The organism is Paenarthrobacter aromaticivorans (assembly GCF_019038615.1).
GTDB classification, from domain to species: Bacteria; Actinomycetota; Actinomycetes; order Actinomycetales; family Micrococcaceae; genus Arthrobacter; species Arthrobacter aromaticivorans.
The window spans coordinates 360350-376376 of sequence record NZ_JAHOPC010000003.1 but is presented as its reverse complement, the minus strand read 5'-3'; the positions used below and the strand labels follow the sequence as shown (position 1 = coordinate 376376).

Annotated in this window: 18 protein-coding genes and 1 riboswitch; of the genes, 8 read left to right on the top strand and 10 right to left on the bottom strand. The window is 62.5% G+C overall.

The features are described from left to right. Positions 1–726, bottom strand: coding sequence for a DUF1003 domain-containing protein (locus tag KSW38_RS08340; RefSeq protein WP_254186212.1), 726 nt, complete (start codon positions 724–726; stop codon positions 1–3). Further along, complete coding sequence (locus tag KSW38_RS08335) at positions 719–1999, bottom strand: magnesium transporter MgtE N-terminal domain-containing protein (protein ID WP_216924111.1); 1281 nt, start codon at positions 1997–1999, stop codon at positions 719–721. The genes KSW38_RS08340 and KSW38_RS08335 overlap by 8 nt, the downstream gene beginning before the upstream one ends. A 76-nt stretch (positions 2000–2075) precedes the next feature. On the opposite strand from KSW38_RS08335, the gene KSW38_RS08330 reads away from it, so the two are divergent. Continuing rightward, the gene (locus KSW38_RS08330) at positions 2076–2882 is read left to right on the top strand and encodes a YflT domain-containing protein (RefSeq protein WP_216924110.1); all 807 of its coding nucleotides are present in this window, start codon (positions 2076–2078) and stop codon (positions 2880–2882) included. Between the two features lie 101 nt (positions 2883–2983). Here the strand turns inward: KSW38_RS08330 and KSW38_RS08325 are convergent, their stop codons facing one another. After that, positions 2984–4567, bottom strand: coding sequence for an aminopeptidase P family protein (locus tag KSW38_RS08325; protein ID WP_216924109.1), 1584 nt, complete (start codon positions 4565–4567; stop codon positions 2984–2986). 80 nt (positions 4568–4647) lie between these two features. Between KSW38_RS08325 and KSW38_RS08320 the strand changes: the two genes are divergently transcribed. Both KSW38_RS08320 and KSW38_RS08315 read left to right on the top strand, forming a co-directional pair. Further along, complete coding sequence (locus tag KSW38_RS08320; RefSeq protein ID WP_216924108.1) at positions 4648–5496, top strand: PHP domain-containing protein; 849 nt, start codon at positions 4648–4650, stop codon at positions 5494–5496. Positions 5497–5645: 149 nt separating this feature from the next. Beyond that, complete coding sequence (locus KSW38_RS08315; protein ID WP_216924107.1) at positions 5646–6008, top strand: hypothetical protein; 363 nt, start codon at positions 5646–5648, stop codon at positions 6006–6008. 13 nt (positions 6009–6021) lie between these two features. Here the strand turns inward: KSW38_RS08315 and KSW38_RS08310 are convergent, their stop codons facing one another. The 3 genes from KSW38_RS08310 to KSW38_RS08300 form a co-directional block, all read right to left on the bottom strand. Continuing rightward, positions 6022–6885, bottom strand: a complete 864-nt coding sequence (locus KSW38_RS08310; RefSeq protein ID WP_216924106.1) for a DNA-methyltransferase — start codon at positions 6883–6885, stop codon at positions 6022–6024. Between the two features lie 8 nt (positions 6886–6893). Beyond that, positions 6894–8585: a DEAD/DEAH box helicase gene (locus KSW38_RS08305; protein WP_216924105.1), complete on the bottom strand. Its 1692-nt coding sequence runs from the start codon at positions 8583–8585 to the stop codon at positions 6894–6896. A 286-nt stretch (positions 8586–8871) separates the two neighbouring features. Next, positions 8872–10356: an RNB domain-containing ribonuclease gene (locus tag KSW38_RS08300; RefSeq protein ID WP_216924104.1), complete on the bottom strand. Its 1485-nt coding sequence runs from the start codon at positions 10354–10356 to the stop codon at positions 8872–8874. A 41-nt stretch (positions 10357–10397) separates the two neighbouring features. Between KSW38_RS08300 and KSW38_RS08295 the strand changes: the two genes are divergently transcribed. Further along, the gene (locus KSW38_RS08295; RefSeq protein WP_216924103.1) at positions 10398–11066 is read left to right on the top strand and encodes a ferritin-like fold-containing protein; all 669 of its coding nucleotides are present in this window, start codon (positions 10398–10400) and stop codon (positions 11064–11066) included. Positions 11067–11109: 43 nt separating this feature from the next. On the opposite strand, the gene thiE is transcribed toward KSW38_RS08295, so the two are convergent. Further along, positions 11110–11793 (bottom strand): thiamine phosphate synthase, encoded by a 684-nt coding sequence (thiE, locus tag KSW38_RS08290; protein WP_216924102.1) that lies wholly within the window; start codon positions 11791–11793, stop codon positions 11110–11112. Between the two features lie 27 nt (positions 11794–11820). Continuing rightward, a riboswitch (TPP riboswitch) is annotated at positions 11821–11938 on the top strand. Here thiE and KSW38_RS08285 point away from each other — a divergent pair. From KSW38_RS08285 to KSW38_RS08270, 4 genes are all read left to right on the top strand, one after another. Further along, the gene (locus KSW38_RS08285; protein ID WP_216924101.1) at positions 11931–13199 is read left to right on the top strand and encodes an FAD-dependent oxidoreductase; all 1269 of its coding nucleotides are present in this window, start codon (positions 11931–11933) and stop codon (positions 13197–13199) included. Its footprint overlaps the riboswitch before it by 8 nt. After that, positions 13196–13432: a sulfur carrier protein ThiS gene (thiS, locus tag KSW38_RS08280; RefSeq protein WP_216924100.1), complete on the top strand. Its 237-nt coding sequence runs from the start codon at positions 13196–13198 to the stop codon at positions 13430–13432. Before KSW38_RS08285 ends, thiS begins: the two co-directional genes overlap by 4 nt. 2 nt (positions 13433–13434) lie before the next feature. After that, a complete protein-coding gene (locus KSW38_RS08275) occupies positions 13435–14232 on the top strand; it encodes a thiazole synthase (RefSeq protein WP_216924099.1) in 798 nt (265 codons plus the stop codon). A gap of 14 nt (positions 14233–14246) precedes the next feature. Then, positions 14247–14582, top strand: a complete 336-nt coding sequence (locus KSW38_RS08270; protein ID WP_216924098.1) for a 4a-hydroxytetrahydrobiopterin dehydratase — start codon at positions 14247–14249, stop codon at positions 14580–14582. A gap of 94 nt (positions 14583–14676) precedes the next feature. Here KSW38_RS08270 and KSW38_RS08265 read toward each other — a convergent pair whose 3' ends face one another. From KSW38_RS08265 to KSW38_RS08255, 3 genes are read right to left on the bottom strand one after another with little or no spacing between them, the layout of a single operon-like run. Then, positions 14677–14979, bottom strand: coding sequence for a cytochrome c-type biogenesis protein (locus tag KSW38_RS08265; RefSeq protein ID WP_216924097.1), 303 nt, complete (start codon positions 14977–14979; stop codon positions 14677–14679). Between the two features lie 35 nt (positions 14980–15014). Continuing rightward, positions 15015–15239, bottom strand: a complete 225-nt coding sequence (locus KSW38_RS08260) for a DUF3107 domain-containing protein (RefSeq protein ID WP_216924096.1) — start codon at positions 15237–15239, stop codon at positions 15015–15017. A 50-nt stretch (positions 15240–15289) separates the two neighbouring features. Next, a complete protein-coding gene (locus tag KSW38_RS08255) occupies positions 15290–16024 on the bottom strand; it encodes a TetR/AcrR family transcriptional regulator (RefSeq protein ID WP_223946458.1) in 735 nt (244 codons plus the stop codon). Between the last annotated feature and the right edge of the window lie 3 nt (positions 16025–16027).

Sequence of the window (16027 nt, the reverse complement as noted above, 5' to 3'; positions counted from 1 at the left end):
TTACGCTCGGCTTTCAGGATTTTCGGGAGGGGCCGGCTTCGCGCTGGAGTGCTGGGGCCCCGGACGTTGCGGGCGTACTTTGGGGATCTGCTGCGTGCGTGGTCCACGCGACTTGTCCCGTTTCTCCTTGAGCTTCTCCTTGACCTTGTCAGCCGAAGATTCGCTGCCTTCTTCTGCCGTTTCGCTCTCGCGCAGCTCCTCCTGGGCATCGATGATGTCCTCCAGCAGGCTGCGGAGTTCAGCGCGGACGTAGTCGCGGGTAGCTACCTCACGCAGCGCGATACGCAGGGAGGCCAATTCGCGGGTCAAGTATTCAGTATCTGACAGGTTCCGCTCGGCGCGCTGGCGGTCCTGCTGCAGCGATACGCGGTCCCGGTCGTCTTGACGGTTCTGGGCCAGCAGCAGGAGCGGCGCAGCATAGGACGCCTGGAGCGACAACATGAGTGTCAACAGGGTGAAGCCCAGCTCCACGCGGTCGAACTGCCACTCCGTGGGCGCAAACGTATTCCATGCCAGCCAGAAGAGGCAGAAGACCGTCATGTACACCAGGAACTGCGGCGTACCCATGAAACGCGCGAAGCCCTCCGTGGCATTGCCGAACGCGTCCGGGTTGGGGGAGAACTTAGGCAGTATGCGTTGACGCCCGCTCAGGGGCGTGTCGAGGCTCCCGGGATTGTTTGCGCGTCCAGTGGACCTGGGGGATCGGGTGGCGTTGATATCAGCCAATGCGGCCTCCGAGTTTCCTTATAGGGGCGTCGTCCTCGTGAGCGCGCCAGTCATCGGGCAACAGGTGATCCAACACGTCATCAACAGTCACCGCCCCCACAAGGCGGCCGTCGTCGTCGACGACGGGAAGGGAGTTGAGGTTGTACGTGGCCAGGGTCCGGGCTACTTCGCTGATGTGCGCCTGGTCCGACAACGGCTCAAGGTTCTTGTCAACGAGGTTGCCCAGCGGCTCCGGCGGAGGGAAGCGCAGGAGCTGTTGTATATGTACGACGCCCAGGAAGCGGCCGGTGGGCGTTTCCAGGGGAGGACGTGCGATGAAGATGGAGGACGCCAAGGCGGGCGAGAGCTCCTCGCGCCGAACGTGGGCCAGGGCTTCGGCCACCGTGGCTTCAGGAGGCAGGATGACGGGCACGGGTGTCATGAGGCCACCTGCAGTGTCTTCGTCGTACTCCAAGAGACGCCGGACGTCTTCGGCTTCCTGGGGCTCCATGAGCTGCAACAGTTCTTCCGCTTGCGCAGAGGGGAGCTCGGCCAGGAGGTCGGCGGCGTCGTCGGGATCCATTTCTTCCAGGACATCCGCGGCCCGTTCCACGTCCAGGGCGGACAGGATCTCCACTTGGTCGTCCTCGGGAAGCTCCTGGAGGACGTCTGCCAACCGTTCGTCCTGAAGTTCGCTTGCCACTTCAAAGCGGCGCTTGTCGCTCATCTCCTGCAGGGCTTCGGCGAAGTCAGCAGGCTTGAGGTCCTCGTGCGTGGCAACGAACTGTGTGGCCGCCTGGGGCTCGTTATGCCCACCGGTCTGCGCGTCCGCCCAGTCAATGATCAGGGTTTCGTTGCGGCGGAGCCTGCTCAGGGGCGATAAGGAATGCCCGCGACGGACGAAGAGTTTGCTGACGAACCAGTCCTTGGACCGGTGCTGGTCCATCGCGATGTCCTCGATCGTTGCATCGCTGCCATCGGCAAGGGTGACGCGGCGATCAAACATTTCCGCTACCACGAGTGTTTCAGCGCCCCGTTGTTCGAAGCGACGCAGGTTCACCAAGCCCGTGCAGATGATCTGGGTCTGGTCGATGGAGGTGATTCGGGTCATCGGCACGAAGACCCGCTTCTTGCCCGGCACTTCCACCACGATGCCAACCACATGCGGGGCGCCACGGGTCCCCCGGGAGAGCACGACGACGTCGCGCAACCGGCCTAAACGATCGCCCAGGGGGTCGAAAACGTCCAAGCCGAGCAGGCGCGCGACAAAGACGCGTGAGGGATGTGTGCTCATGTTTACAGGCTACCGAGTCTGCTCTCTTTTAGCTGAATTCCAGCCGCTTCACATCTACATGCGACACAATGGGGCTATGTCAAACATTTTTGGTGCTCCTAAAGCCGTTGAGGAGTCCCGCAGCGTACCTCAAGGTGACACTGTTGGCTCGTACACCTCATATTTGGATGCCCAAAAGGCGGTGGACTACCTCGCGGACCAGCAGTTCCCCGTTCACCTGGTATCGATCGTGGGCAACGACCTCAAGATGGTGGAGCGGGTAACCGGCCGGCTGAGCTACCCACGCGTTGCCTTGTCCGGTGCTCTGAGCGGCATGTGGTTCGGCCTCTTCGTTGGCGTCATGCTCTCCTTCTTCACGCCCGCTGGTGGCACCTTCTCCATCATCACCTCCGTGCTTATGGGTGCAGCTTTCTTTATGCTGTTCGGCATCGCCACGTACGCCACCCAGCGCGGCAAGCGCGACTTCACGTCCACAAGCCAGGTGGTCGCCACCAATTACGATGTCATTGTTGCCATCGAGGCAGCCCACGAAGCCCGCCGGTTGCTCCACCAATTACCCATGAACTCCGCCCAGGCTGCCACCGGACAAGCACAAAGCTACAGTCCGCCAAACGCGCCCTTCCAGCAGCCCGGCCAGGCACCTGACCGTCCTGCCACCTGGAACGATCCCTATGGCCAACGCGGACCGGAGCCTACAGAACCCGATGCCTCCGGCGCGCAGGCTCCTGCTGCGCAGCCAGTACAGAACCCGACGCCGTCACCGATGCGCTATCCGGACCTGCCCGATGGCCGCCCCCAGTACGGCGTTCGAGTCACGGAAGGCCAGAACGCCCCCCGGCACGAGGATCAGCAGCCTGGGAACGAGGATTCCCACAAGCAATAGCCTCAGAAGGAGTACAAAGGGAAGGCCACTGGATATCCATCCGGTGGCCTTCCCTTTGTGCTGTTGTTTGCCCGGGGCGGACTTGCTCCCCTTGCTGAAGCCTAGCCCGCGGCTTCCTGGTAGATGCCGGCCATCCAGGACTCGACGTCGTCGGCCTTGCGCGGCAACGCTGCGCTCAGGTTCACGGGGCCGTCCGCGGTCATGAGGATATCGTCCTCGATGCGGACACCGATGCCACGGTATTCGGCAGGAATGGCCAGGTCTTCGTTCTTGAAGTACAGGCCGGGCTCGATCGTGAAGATCATGCCCTCCGTGAGGATTCCATTAAGGTAGAGATCGCGCTTGGCCTGGGCGCAGTCGTGTACGTCCAGGCCGAGGTGATGGCTGGTGCCGTGTGGCATCCAGCGGCGGTGCTGCTGGCCTTCGGGGCTGATGGCTTCCTCAACAGAGACAGGCAGCAGATCCCATTCAGCGAGGCGCTCGGCAAGCACCGTGGTGGCTGCAGTGTGGATATCCCGGAATTTCACGCCGGGCCGTGCGGCGGCGAACCCCGCATCAGCAGCGTCCAGGACAGCTTCGTAGACCTTGCGCTGCACCTCGGTAAAAGTGCCGTTTGCCGGCAGGGTCCGCGTGACATCCGCTGTGTACAGCGAATCAGCCTCCACTCCTGCGTCAAGCAGCAGGAGTTCACCAGCGTTGACGGCGCCCGAGTTGCGGGTCCAATGCAACACTGTGGCGTTGTTGCCGGACGCTGCGATGGTGTCGTAGCCGAGTTCGTTGCCTTCCTCGCGGGCACGGGCGAAGAAGGCGCCTTCAACCACGCGTTCGCCGCGCTTGTGCGTCAAAGCACGCGGGAGGGCCCGGACGACGTCGGCGAAGCCTTCCACGGTGGCGGCGACGGCGATCTTCATCTGCTCGATCTCCCACTCGTCCTTGATCAGGCGGAGTTCGGAGAGTGCTTCACTGAGCTTTTCGTCCAAAGCATCGAGCTCGCCCAGGTCAAGGTTCTCAGGATCCTTGGCCGTGTTGTAACGGGCTGTGTCCACCAAAGCATCGATGTTCTCATCGACCTTGCGGACCAGGCGGATGGAGATGCCGCCGATTTCCGGCGCGCCCACGTTCTTGGTGATGGCCAGTTCAAGTTCGGAAATGTGCGCCGTGGGCAGGCCCAGGCGGGCTTTGAATTCTGCCAGTGTGGGCCGTGCGCCAATCCAGAATTCACCGGCCCGGGAGTCGGCGTAGAACTGCTCGGTATCGCGGCCCGCCAGGGGGCGGAAGTACAGGGTGGCAGTGTGGTGACCGCCGTCGTCGCCCTTTCCTTCACCTACCGGTTCCAGGATCAAAACGGCATCCGGCTCGTGGTCCAGGCCCAGCCCGGTGAGGTGGGCGAATCCGGAGTGCGGGCGGAAGCGGTAGTCGCAGTCGTTTGAGCGGACCTTGAGAGGACCGGCCGGGATAACGAGCCGTTCGCCCTTGAACAGCTCGGAAATTGCGCGACGGCGGCGGGCAGCGTGGTCTGCAACGGCGTCACGAGCGGGGGTTACCTGCGGTGCGGGCGCCCAGTTGCTGGCCATGAATGCCTTGAAGGCATCGGATGTGGGCCGCTGCGAACGGTTGTTGACGCGCTCTTGCAGGGGCTGGGAATCTGTGGATTCCGCATACGGGGTGTTTTCGGCATCATTCACCGTTACATCGTCCCACCAGTTTCGTGAGGAGGCCAACGGCGCAACACCCCAAGAAGGTCCGCATCCCATAGGCTGGGAAAGTGAGGATAGACCTGCATACGCACTCGAATGTTTCCGACGGAACCGAGCCCCCGGCCGGGGTGATCATTTCGGCCGCAGCTGCAGGCCTGGACGTCATTGCGTTGACGGACCACGATTCCACTGATGGCTGGGCGCTTGCTGCTGCCGCTGCCAAGGAGCATGGAGTCACTTTTGTTCCCGGAATGGAGATCTCGTGCCGGACGGAGCAGGGGATCAGCGTCCACCTTTTGAGCTACCTGCATGATCCTTCCCACCCCGGGCTTCTTGAGGAGATCACCAAATCAAAGGACGCCCGGCTCACGCGCGCCGAGCGCATGGTCACTCTGTTGTCAGAGGATTACCCCCTGACGTGGGACGACGTCATCCACCATGTGGCTCCTGGCGCCACAGTAGGGCGTCCGCATATCGCGGATGCCTTGGTCGCTGCTGGCGTAGTCGCTGACCGCTCCGAAGCCTTCACGTCCATCCTCACCTCGCATTCGCGATACTTCGTGCAGCACTATGCACCCGAACCCGCTATCGCCGTCGAGCTTGTCCGTGCCGCTGGCGGAGTGCCGGTCTTCGCACACCCGGTGGCTTCGGCGAGGGGACGAATTGTGGGGGAGCGGACGTACCGGGAGATGATCGACGCCGGACTGCTCGGCCTGGAAATTGAGCACCGCGACAACCCGGAAGAAGGCCGTAGCCTTCTTCGCACCATGGCATCCGAACATGGGCTGCTCATCACGGGATCATCCGACTATCACGGAGCCGGCAAACCCAATCGGCTGGGAGAGAACCTGACATCCCCGGACGTCCTGGCGAGGATCGAGGAGTTGGGCACGGGAACGCGGGTTGTCCGGCCATAAGAGGATACCGCTGCCGAATCCACGGCTTCGAAAAATGTGTTGACGTGCTGCAGGGGAAGAGTAGTCTGGCGCTCGTGGGGGAGGCGGGCTGGGCCGCACCACGGAAGGTCTCATCGCAAGGAATGACTCACCCCGTCGATGGAGCAATCATGTTCAAGAAATCCTTGGCTGCAACAGCCCTTGCCGCCACTTTAATGTTCATCCCCGCCACAGCAAATGCCCTGGACTGTAATAACGTGAGCCGCCCGGCCTATACAGGCACTGAGTGGGTATATGTTCCCGATATCAGCAGCAACGTCCACTTCACCGGAAACTGGGGCTATGTGGAAGCCTGGGGCGCCTGGGTATTCCTCCCTCCAGGCACCGTGCCTGAGGTGCCCGGCGGTGAAGGGAATTATCAGAACGGTCAAGGCTTCGCACTGCTGGTTAACGCATTGTGTGATTCCTATGGAGCAGTGCTGGAAAATAGGCAGGGCGACCACGGAATCCAATTGATGCACGGGTGCGGCTGACCAACATACGGCTCTAGTTGGGGTGGAACGACGCCTTGGCGCCCAGCCGCTTCCGCATGACCTCGATGGCTTGCTCGTTCTGGTCCACGCACACGAAATTGCGCCCCAGCTTGGCGGCAACAGCGCCGAGAGTTCCTGATCCCGCAAAGAAATCCAGGCACCAGTCGCCCTCGCGGCTTGAGGCGGAGACGATCCTGCGTACCAGGCCTTCGGGTTTCTGGGTGGGGTAGCCGGTCTTTTCCCTGCCGGTTGGCGAGACGATGGTGTGCCACCAGACGTCCGTGGGGAGTTTGCCGAGTTCGCGTTTGGCGGGCGTTACCAGGCCGGGTGCCATGTAGGGTTCACGGTCCACTTCAGCGTTGTCGAAGTGGTACTTCGTAGGATTCTTGACGTACACCAGGATGTTGTCGTGCTTGGTGGGCCAGCGGTTCTTGGCCCGGGCGCCGTAGTCGTAGGCCCAGATGATCTCGTTGAGGAAACATTCCCGGCCGAAGATGGCGTCCAACATCACCTTGGCGTAGTGCACCTCGCGGTAGTCCAGGTGCAGGTACAGCGTGCCGTTGTCGGCAAGGAGCCGCCAGGCCTCTACGAGCTTGGGTTCCAGGAAGGACCAGTAGTCGCTGAAGGCGTCATCGTAGCTGTGAAGGGCACCCTTGATGGTGTCGTAGGAGCGTCCCTTGAACCCGACGCGGTCGCCGTCGCCGTCCGCGTTGCGGACCATGCGTGTTTCCTGGCGGCGTTGAACCCGGCCAGTGTTGAAGGGCGGGTCCACGTAAATGAGTGTGAAGGCGCCGTCCGGCAGCGTCGGGAGGAATTCCGCGTTGTCCGCGTGCACCACCAGATTGCCGCCGTCCGGCGCCCAAACAGTTTCAGTCATTGAGGACTTTAGGCCTCGGAGTTGCCGGACTGGGCGCCAGCGGTCCCGCCGGAAACCACTTCGCCGTTACGGCGGCGCGTGCGGGTACGCCGCGTGCGGGCCGGCTTCTCGGCATTTTCGCCAGTAGCGCTGCGGGTTTCGGAGGCACCAGCAGCGGGGGCCGCATCGGCTTCGGATGTACGACGGCGGCGTGTGCGGTTGCGCCCGCCCTCACCGTTTGATTCCGAGTTGGCTTCGGTGGACTTGGCTGCGTTTCCACGGCCACGGCCGCCATTGCGTCCACCGTCACGGGATGAACCGCCGGAACGGGAGTTCTTCTTGCCTGTTTCACCCAGGTCCTCGAGGACCTCGGCATCGACGCCGGCAAGGGTGCGCTTGCTGCGCGGGAGGCGGCCCTTGGTGCCCTCGGGAATGTCGAGGTCACTGTAGAGGTGGGGGGAGGAGGAATAGGTTTCAACCGGCTCCGGAACGCTGAGCCCCAGTGCTTTGTTGATCAGGCCCCAGCGGGGCATGTCGTCCCAGTCGACGAAGGTGACGGCGGTTCCCTTGTTGCCGGCGCGGCCGGTACGGCCCACGCGGTGCAGGTAGATCTTTTCGTCTTCCACGCACTGGTAGTTGATGACGTGCGTAACGTCATCGACGTCGATGCCACGGGCGGCAACGTCCGTGGCAACCAGGACGTCCACCTTGTTGTTGCGGAACGCGCGGAGAGCCTGCTCGCGGGCGCCCTGGCCGAGGTCGCCGTGGATCGCAGCAGCGGCAAATCCGCGGTCGACCAGTTCCTCCGCCACCTTGGCGGCGGTGCGCTTGGTTTTGGTGAAGATGATGGTGCGGCCACGTCCGCGGGCCTGCAGGATTCGGGCCACTACCTCGGTCTTGTCCATGCTGTGGGCACGGTAGATGAGCTGGCGGATGTCGCGCTTGGTGAGGCCTTCGTCGTTCGGATCGGCAGCACGGATGTGGGTGGGCTGCGTCATGTAGCGGCGGGCCATCGCAATGACCGGGCCGGGCATGGTGGCGGAGAACAGCAAGGTCTGGCGAACGGCCGGTGTACCAGCGATGAGTGTTTCCACGTCCGGCAGGAAGCCGAGGTCCAGCATTTCGTCGGCCTCGTCCAGGATCACCATTTTGACGTTCTTCAGGCTGAGGTGCTTCTGCTTGTAGAGGTCGATCAAACGGCCGGGGGTGCCAACCACTACCTCGACGCCCTTCTGGAGGGCGTCGATCTGCGGCTCGTAGGCACGGCCACCGTAGATTGTGGCGATGCGGGCGTTGCGCTTACGCGATGCCGCCTGGAGATCATTGGCCACCTGTACCGCAAGCTCACGGGTAGGAACGATGACCAAGGCCTGCGGCGCACCGGGGACGGCCAGCTTGGCGTAGCCGGGGTCGTCCCGGCCCTCCACGCGCTGCAGTGCCGGAATGCCGAAACCGAGGGTCTTGCCTGTACCGGTCTTGGCCTGGCCGATGATGTCGTGGCCGCTGAGGGCGACGGGCAGCGTCATGGCCTGGATGGGGAAGGGGTGGGTGATACCGGCATCGGCGAGGGATTCGACGATGTCGGCGCGGACGTTGTAGTCAGCGAACGATTTCTCTTCGATCTCGTGGGGCGTCTCATCAGAGATGATCGTTTCCTCGGGCTCGATGGATTCGGTGCCGGTGGCGTCCGTCAGGACTTCATGGGTGTGCAATTCACTCACAGGGAGTTTCCTTATTCATTTGGGCATTGGCGCTGCATGCTCAACGGGTGGCGGAGCCGTACCGGAGCACGAACGGGCGCGCAAGCTAATCCAGTGGAAGCCGATCGCGGGCTATCTAAGTACTGGCACTGGTGACCAGCGGGCACATCTCAAGATCGCGTAGGGGCGGGCTTGTTGAGTTCAAAAATTAACTGAATCAACGACCGGGCATCCATTACTACAGGGTCAGTCTATCCTCTGGGAGCCGTAAACCCCGGATCGGCGGCAGTTCGGGTGCTGCGGAGCTTCAGGGAAGCAGGGTAAAGCGGATCTCGCGGCTGGCGATATCGGCCTTCAGGAGTTGCACCCGGACCTTCGTGCCTGATTCCAGTTCACCGTCACATCGGGCTGTCACCGCCGGTTCGGCTATCTGGATGATGCCGAAGGGCCCATTGCCGTTTCCGTTTCCTCGCCCATTGCCATTCGCCGAGCCGTTGGAGGGCTTGGAACCGGAGATGACGACGGCGTCGAACTCCTCGCCGATGTGGTTCGCCACGAGTGCAGCTTCCACGGTGTCCATGGCCAGACGCTCAAGCCGCCCGGCCAGTTGGTCGGATGACGCCATGATCTCAGGCAGGGATGGAAGTGCTTCCCGCGCCCACGACGGGATCTGGTGGCCATTGCTGAGGGCCTCGCAGATCACCAGGACAAAGCGGTCGATGAGGCGACGCAAAGGGGCAGTCGTGTGGGCATAGGGCGCGCCGATGGCTGACTGCAGAATGTTGGGTGGAAGTTCGCCGTCGAAAGGCGTGTATCCAGCGCCGCGGAAGAGTGTGCCTGCCGAGTGCAGGATGGCAAGCTGTTTGGGATCCGAAGCGTCAAGTGTCCGAAGGTACTCACCGTAGGTGACCTCGCCGTCCCAGGGTTTTCCGAGAGCCTTGGTCTGGCGTTTGAAATGGAGCAGTGACCGTTCATCCGGTGCCGGCATGGTGCGCAGGATGCCCACTTTTCCGTCGAGCATTAGTTGGGCCGCTGCCATCCCGGTCATGAGGGATATCTGCGCGTTCCAGTCCTCCACAGGCAGGGACGGCGCGGCCACAATCCTGTAGCCCCCGCCACCGGTCGCCTGGACGATTTCCTGCTCCGGCATGTTCAGGTTGGCGCCACCGCGGAGTCGTTCCAGTTCAACGCGCTTCAGGCCAACCTCCTTAAGGAGTTCAAGGACCGCTGGGGCTGTGCCGGCATCGATCAGTTCCTGGGCACCTTTGTAACTGAGCTTGGCGCGACTACGGACGGTGCCACGGGCCACGGACGTGGTGGATACCTCCGCGTTGTGGTCCAGTTCGAAGGCCCACACGAAAGCGCTGCAGTCTTGGCCAGCCAGCAGGCTTCCTGCGTTTTCGCTGATAACCTCCGGGTGCAGCGGGATCCTCCCGTCAGGAGCGTAAAACGTTTGTCCCCGTTGCCGGGTTTCGGCATCGAGCGCCCCGCCGGGAGCCACAAAGGATGGCACGTCCGCGATTGCGTAGAGGACTTTGTAACCGTCACCGGCACGTTCAATGAATACCGCTTGGTCCAGGTCGGTGGACGTGGCTGGATCGATGGTCACAAACGGAATGTCCCTGAGGTCACGGTCCGGCAGCGTGTGGTTTTCTACTGCTTTCCGGGCTTCCGCCACGGCTTCGGCCGGATACTCGCCCGGGAGCTCCAGTTCGGTCCGGAGGGCTGCAAATGCCTCCGCGAGCTGGTCCGACGAGTCGTCGACGTTGGGCGAAATCCGATGATGTGACACGAAAATCAGGTTAGCCCGAAATCGCTGGATAGTCTTGGACCATGAGCACTTCCTTGGACGATAATGCTCGTGTCCAGCGCCTCTCCTCGGAGCTGTTGGGAGCCATGGCATACGGCGAGCTCTCGGCGTTTGGCCGGCTGTCTTTCGACTCCCGGTACGCTCCCACGCTCCATGACAGGGCAGTGCTGGCGAAGATCGCTGTGGGTGCCTACGGAAACTTCGCCATGATCAGCAGCCGGCTCTCGGAGATGGGACTCGACGCCGAAGAGGCCATGCTTCCGTTCCAGCGTTCGTTTGACCACTTCCATGAGCGAACGAGGCCAGCGGACTGGTTTGAATCCGTCATGAAGGCGTATGTGATCGACACCGTGTCTTCGGACTTCTACCGCATGGTCGCCTCATTCCTTGATGCCGGGACGCAACTCTTTGTCCAGAAGGTTGCCTCCGCCGACCAAGCCACGGAAGTGCTCCGTATCCTCCTGCGGCGCGCACTGGCGGATGACCCGCGCCTGTCATCGCGACTGGCTTTGTGGGGTCGCCGCCTTGTCGGTGAGGCACTTACCCAAGCCCAACGAGTCGGCATGGAACATCCCGACCTGGGACCGCTCCTCAAGGCCGGAGGGGATGCCCGAGCAGCAGTCAGGGCACTCACCGCTGAGCTTGCCGAGCGGCACGGGCGCCGGATGTCGGGGCTTGGACTGACGGCTTAGGCTTCGACCCGCCCTAGCCGCCGCCCAAGTCCGAGCCGACTGTCTAGCCGGCGTCGAGGGCTCCCAGCAGCGCCTTGCCTGCCGCCGTCGGGTCCTCCGCTTCAGTGATGGCCCGCACGACGACGATCCGGCTCGCTCCTGCGGCAACCACCTGTTCAACGTTGCTGAGGTCGATGCCACCGATCGCGAACCAGGGAAGCAGCACGCCACCAACAGTTTCCTCGTCTGCGCGTTTTACGGCTTCCGCGGCATATGTGACCAGGTCCAGCCCAACTGCGTCACGACCAGGCTTTGTGGGCGTTGCCCACACCGGACCAACACAGAAATAATCCAGTCCACTCCTGCCAGGGGAGGCCGTTATGGCGGCGTCAACCTGCTCCGGCGTATGGGTGGAGAGGCCGATCACGGTGCGGTCGTGGAGGAGGTGACGTGCGGCGCGCAGGGGGATGTCCTTTTGCCCGATATGGAACACCGGAGCCCCGGAAATACTGGCAACATCGGCGCGGTCGTTGACGGCCCACAGCCGCCCGTGCCGTTGGGCAACGTCGTGCAGAACCTCCAGGACCTCAAGCTCTTCGGCGGCCTCGAGCGTCTTGTCGCGAAGCTGGATGATGTCTACGCCGCCCTCGAACGCGGCGTCGACGAAGTCTTCAAAATCGCCCTGCCGTTTGCGGGCATCGGTGCACAAGTAGAGACGGGCAGTGGTGTGGACATCATGCTGGGTCATGGAAACCAGAGTAGTTCCTCTAAACTGGGCACGTACTGCGGGAGCCGTGACAGCGTCATATGACCGTCCGGCTGAGAGGGCTTCAGCGCCGACCGCTTGACCTGATCCGGCTAATACCGGCGTAGGGAAGGAAACATATGGCAGAATCCCGCCAAAACCCCTTGCATGCAGATGTGGCCGTGATTGGTGGCGGCATCATTGGCCTTGGCATCGCGCACGAAGCCCGCCGCCAGGGCCGCTCCGTGGTCCTCATTGATCCCACCCCTGCATCGGGTGCGACGTTCGCTGCCGCCGGGATGCTGGCTCCGGTGAGTGAGCTCCACTACCAGGAGGAAGACCTCCTGGAACTCATGCTGGAATCCTCGCAACTGTGGCCCGCTTTCATCCGGAGCGTCCAGGGCAGCGAATCAGCCACCGGATACCGCACGACGTCGACCATTGCCGTTGGTGCCGACGCCGCGGACCGTCGCGCGCTGGCAGACCTCCGCATCGTGCAGCAGGCCGCGGGGCTGCACGTGGAGCCCTTGTCATTGCGGGAAGCGCGTGAGCGTGAGCCTCTGCTGAGCCCACAGATCTCCTGTGCCTTCGACATACCAGCCGATCACCAGGTGGATCCTCGGCGCCTTGCACGATGCCTCCTGGAAGGATTGTCAGCCCACGGACCAAGTGATGCAACGTGGGTTTCCGGGGCTGAAGACGGTTTCGCCCTGCCGTTCCAAGCATCCCGGTTGCTCTGGGATGGGGACCGGGTCTCGGGGGTCGAACTGTATCCCGGCACCAAAACGGACTCCGGCGTCGTCATTTTGGCTTCGGAGACTGTAGTGGCCTGCGGACTCGACGCAGCAAGGATCGGCAATCTCCCCGAGGGCCTCAATCTGCCCCTGCGGCCCGTTTATGGCGACATTCTCAGGCTGCGCGTTCCCCAACACCTCCAGCCCCTGATCACATCCACCGTCCGGGGCATGGTCCGCGGGGTGCCGGTCTACATCGTGCCCCGGGATGATGGCACGGTGGTGATTGGAGCCACCCAGCGCGAGGACGGACTATCGGTATCCACCAATGCAGTGTCCGCCGGTGGCGTCTACCAACTGCTGCGGGATGCACAGGTGTTGGTTCCGTCGGTAGCGGAACTGGAACTGTTGGAGGCGACAGCTCGCGCACGGCCCGGGACTCCTGACAACGCACCATTACTGGGACGCGTTACTGGGCCCGAAGGCACTATCGACGGTCTCGTGATCGCAACCGGGTTCTTCCGCCACGGCGTCCTGTTGACGCCTGTGGCCGCCAAAATCGTAGGCGGGCTGATCAGCGGCTCAGCCGACCCCCGATGGTCCATTTTCCGGCCCGATCGATTCACGGCAACGCGGGATCACCGCCTCCAACCAGCAATCAAGGACACACCATGAACATCAAACTCAACGGCTCCGATCACGCCGTGGCGGACGACGCATCAGTCAGCACGCTGGTCAGCGCCATCACAGGCCGCGTCCTGGACCACCGGGGACAGGCAGCCGACGGCGGCAAGCTGGGTGTCGCCGTCGCACGTAATTCCGAGGTAGTGCCGCGCAGCCAATGGGCAGCGACTGCGCTCGCCGATGGAGACGAACTCGAACTCGTAACCGCAGTCCAGGGAGGCTGAAAATGACCGCAGCAAATACTGAGATCCGCACTGATGCTTTAGTGATCGACGGCGTCGAATTCGGCTCCCGCCTGATCATGGGTACCGGTGGTGCGCCGAGTCTGGATGGGCTGGGAGCAGCCCTCCTGGCGTCAGGAACGGAACTGACCACTGTGGCAATGCGGCGATACTCACCGGCCGAGACAGGTTCACTGTTTCAACTCCTGCTGGATCACAACATCCGGGTCCTGCCCAACACCGCTGGCTGTTTTACTGCCAAGGACGCAGTGATGACGGCAGAGCTCGCCCGGGAGGCGCTGGAGACGGACTGGGTGAAGCTGGAAGTCATCGCCGATGAACACACGCTCCTTCCGGACGCGGTGGAACTCGTGGAGGCAACGGAACAGCTGGTGAACCGTGGCTTCAAGGTCTTCGCCTACACCAATGACGATCCTGTCCTTGCGCTCCGGCTGGAAAACCTGGGTGCCACGGCAGTCATGCCCCTCGGCTCGCCTATTGGGACGGGGCTGGGCATCCTGAACCCGCACAACATCGAACTGATCGTGTCCCGGGCCTCCGTGCCGGTAGTGCTTGACGCCGGCATCGGGACCGCCTCTGATGCCGCGCTTGCCATGGAGCTGGGCTGCGATGCTGTCCTGCTGGCAACAGCTGTGACCCGTGCGCAGAATCCGGTGCAGATGGGCGAAGCCTTCAAACACGCGGTGATCGCCGGTAGGCTGGCCAAGCAGGCAGGCCGTATCCCGCGCCGGGAGCACGCCCTCGCGTCATCGGCCATGGAAGGCCGGGCAGAGTTCCTCTGAATGAAGGAGCCGTTGTGGCTGACAGGAAAGAGCCATTGACCCAGGTCGCTATGGAGGCCGCCCTCAAGGACCTTCCGGACTGGAGGCTCCAGGACGGCCTGGTGACGGTGTTCAAAACCTCGACGGCGGCGGACGCCTTGGCGCTCATTGCCGCCATTGGCCAGATCGCCGAGGAACAGAACCACCATCCGGATCTTGACTGGCGTTACAACAGGGTGTTCCTGCGTTACGTTTCCCACGACGCCGGCGGCCAGGTGACCCAACGCGACGTCGCCGCTGCGGCCGCCGTGAGCGAGGCCGCAGCCGCATCAGGTGCCGCGGCGCAGCCGGATCGCTACCCAGGAGCTTGAACGGGACAGAAGGTTAAATGGCTCTGGCCATCACCCACGGGTGATGGCCAGAGCCATTTAAGACTGAACAGCGTCGTTTGAGAGCGACCAGCGCCTAGAGCCTCAGGGCTTTGGTGAGGGCGGCGGTGTCATGCTGGGTGCGCTTGCGGCCCAGAAAGACCACAACGGCAATCGCGATGACCGTCCCCAACACGATAGGGAGGATCCAGGGGATCCAGGTCAGCCCGGGCTGGTAACCAAAGCCGGCCATGATGAAAGCTATCCAGCTCAGCACGCCCACGGTTGCCGAAACGCCCGCCGGCAATGCAACGCCGTACTTGCCGTGTCGCTTGTCATTTGCCCACACGATGAAGCCTGTAGCGATGGTGGCAAGAACCACCACAACGAGTGAAAGCATGGAGACTCCTTAGCGGCAGCTGTAGCCGGGAACCGCTAGAGTGCGCCGAAGCCGACGCGGCGGACTTCCTCGGCACCAATTTCAACGTAGCCCAACACGCTGCCCGGAACGATGATCTGGCGGCCCTTCTCATCCGTGAGCCGCAGGTCCGAACCCTTGGAGATGGCCTCTCCGACGATCTTGGCTACAGCATCAGCATCGAGTGCGGATTCGAGCACAATTTCACGGCCAACATTCTGAATGCCGATCTTTACTTCCACAGCAAGGCCTCCAAGCCAATCAAGTTTTAAGTCAGTCCTCTATTTGTAGCCTAGGACTCTTTGGGGAATCGACTGATTCCGCGCCAAGCTAAACGATAGATCAGATCACTGGCTACATCGAGGTCCAGGTTTCCATCGGTTTCCAGCCAGTAGCGGGCGCTGACCTGCGCCATTCCTGCCAGTCCCCGGCCCAGGAGCTGTGCCTCCAGAGGAGGCAATTTGGTGTCCTCGGCGATGACGTGGGCCACGGCGTCGGCGAACGTTTTGTTGAACGTCTCCAAGCGCGAGCTGACATCGGGGTCATTAATGAGGTCAGACTCGAAAACCAGGCGGTGGGCTTGGTCGTCGTCGGCAATGAACCTGTAGTAGGCCCGCATGACTGCCTTCACGCGCTCTTTGTTATCCGTGGTGGAGTTCAGGGCGTTGAGCATCAAATCGGTCAGGGCGGCCAGGTGGCTGTCCAGCAGCGCCATGTACAACTCGCGCTTGGAAGGGAAGTGCTGATATAGGACCGGCTTGCTCACATGCGCTGTCTCGGCAATTTCGTCCATGGCGGCGCCGTGGAAGCCGTTGGAGACGAAAACTTCCAACGCGGCGTTAAGCAGTTGTGCGCGGCGCTCGTCCCGGGGCAACCTCGCTGAACGCGTCGAACCAGTCCGTTCTTGCTTCGCTGGTGCTCCATCGTTTGCCCGTGTGCCGTCAGCCACAGTCTGCCGCCTTTCCTTTGCAGTTATGACCACTGTACCGGTGGGTAATATGACCGGGCGGCATCGGCAGGCATACATTGG

What these genes read in the sequence shown, in the direction of transcription:
- KSW38_RS08335 (WP_216924111.1), bottom strand. Translation starts at nt 1,999, where the DNA reads ATGAGCACACATCCCTCACGCGTCTTTGTCGCGCGCCTGCTCGGCTTG.
- KSW38_RS08330 (WP_216924110.1), top strand. Translation starts at nt 2,076, where the DNA reads ATGTCAAACATTTTTGGTGCTCCTAAAGCCGTTGAGGAGTCCCGCAGC.
- KSW38_RS08315 (WP_216924107.1), top strand. Translation starts at nt 5,646, where the DNA reads ATGTTCAAGAAATCCTTGGCTGCAACAGCCCTTGCCGCCACTTTAATG.
- KSW38_RS08310 (WP_216924106.1), bottom strand. Translation starts at nt 6,885, where the DNA reads ATGACTGAAACTGTTTGGGCGCCGGACGGCGGCAATCTGGTGGTGCAC.
- KSW38_RS08295 (WP_216924103.1), top strand. Translation starts at nt 10,398, where the DNA reads ATGAGCACTTCCTTGGACGATAATGCTCGTGTCCAGCGCCTCTCCTCG.
- thiE (WP_216924102.1), bottom strand. Translation starts at nt 11,793, where the DNA reads ATGACCCAGCATGATGTCCACACCACTGCCCGTCTCTACTTGTGCACC.
- KSW38_RS08285 (WP_216924101.1), top strand. Translation starts at nt 11,931, where the DNA reads ATGGCAGAATCCCGCCAAAACCCCTTGCATGCAGATGTGGCCGTGATT.
- thiS (WP_216924100.1), top strand. Translation starts at nt 13,196, where the DNA reads ATGAACATCAAACTCAACGGCTCCGATCACGCCGTGGCGGACGACGCA.
- KSW38_RS08275 (WP_216924099.1), top strand. Translation starts at nt 13,435, where the DNA reads ATGACCGCAGCAAATACTGAGATCCGCACTGATGCTTTAGTGATCGAC.
- KSW38_RS08265 (WP_216924097.1), bottom strand. Translation starts at nt 14,979, where the DNA reads ATGCTTTCACTCGTTGTGGTGGTTCTTGCCACCATCGCTACAGGCTTC.
- KSW38_RS08255 (WP_223946458.1), bottom strand. Translation starts at nt 16,024, where the DNA reads ATGTATGCCTGCCGATGCCGCCCGGTCATATTACCCACCGGTACAGTG.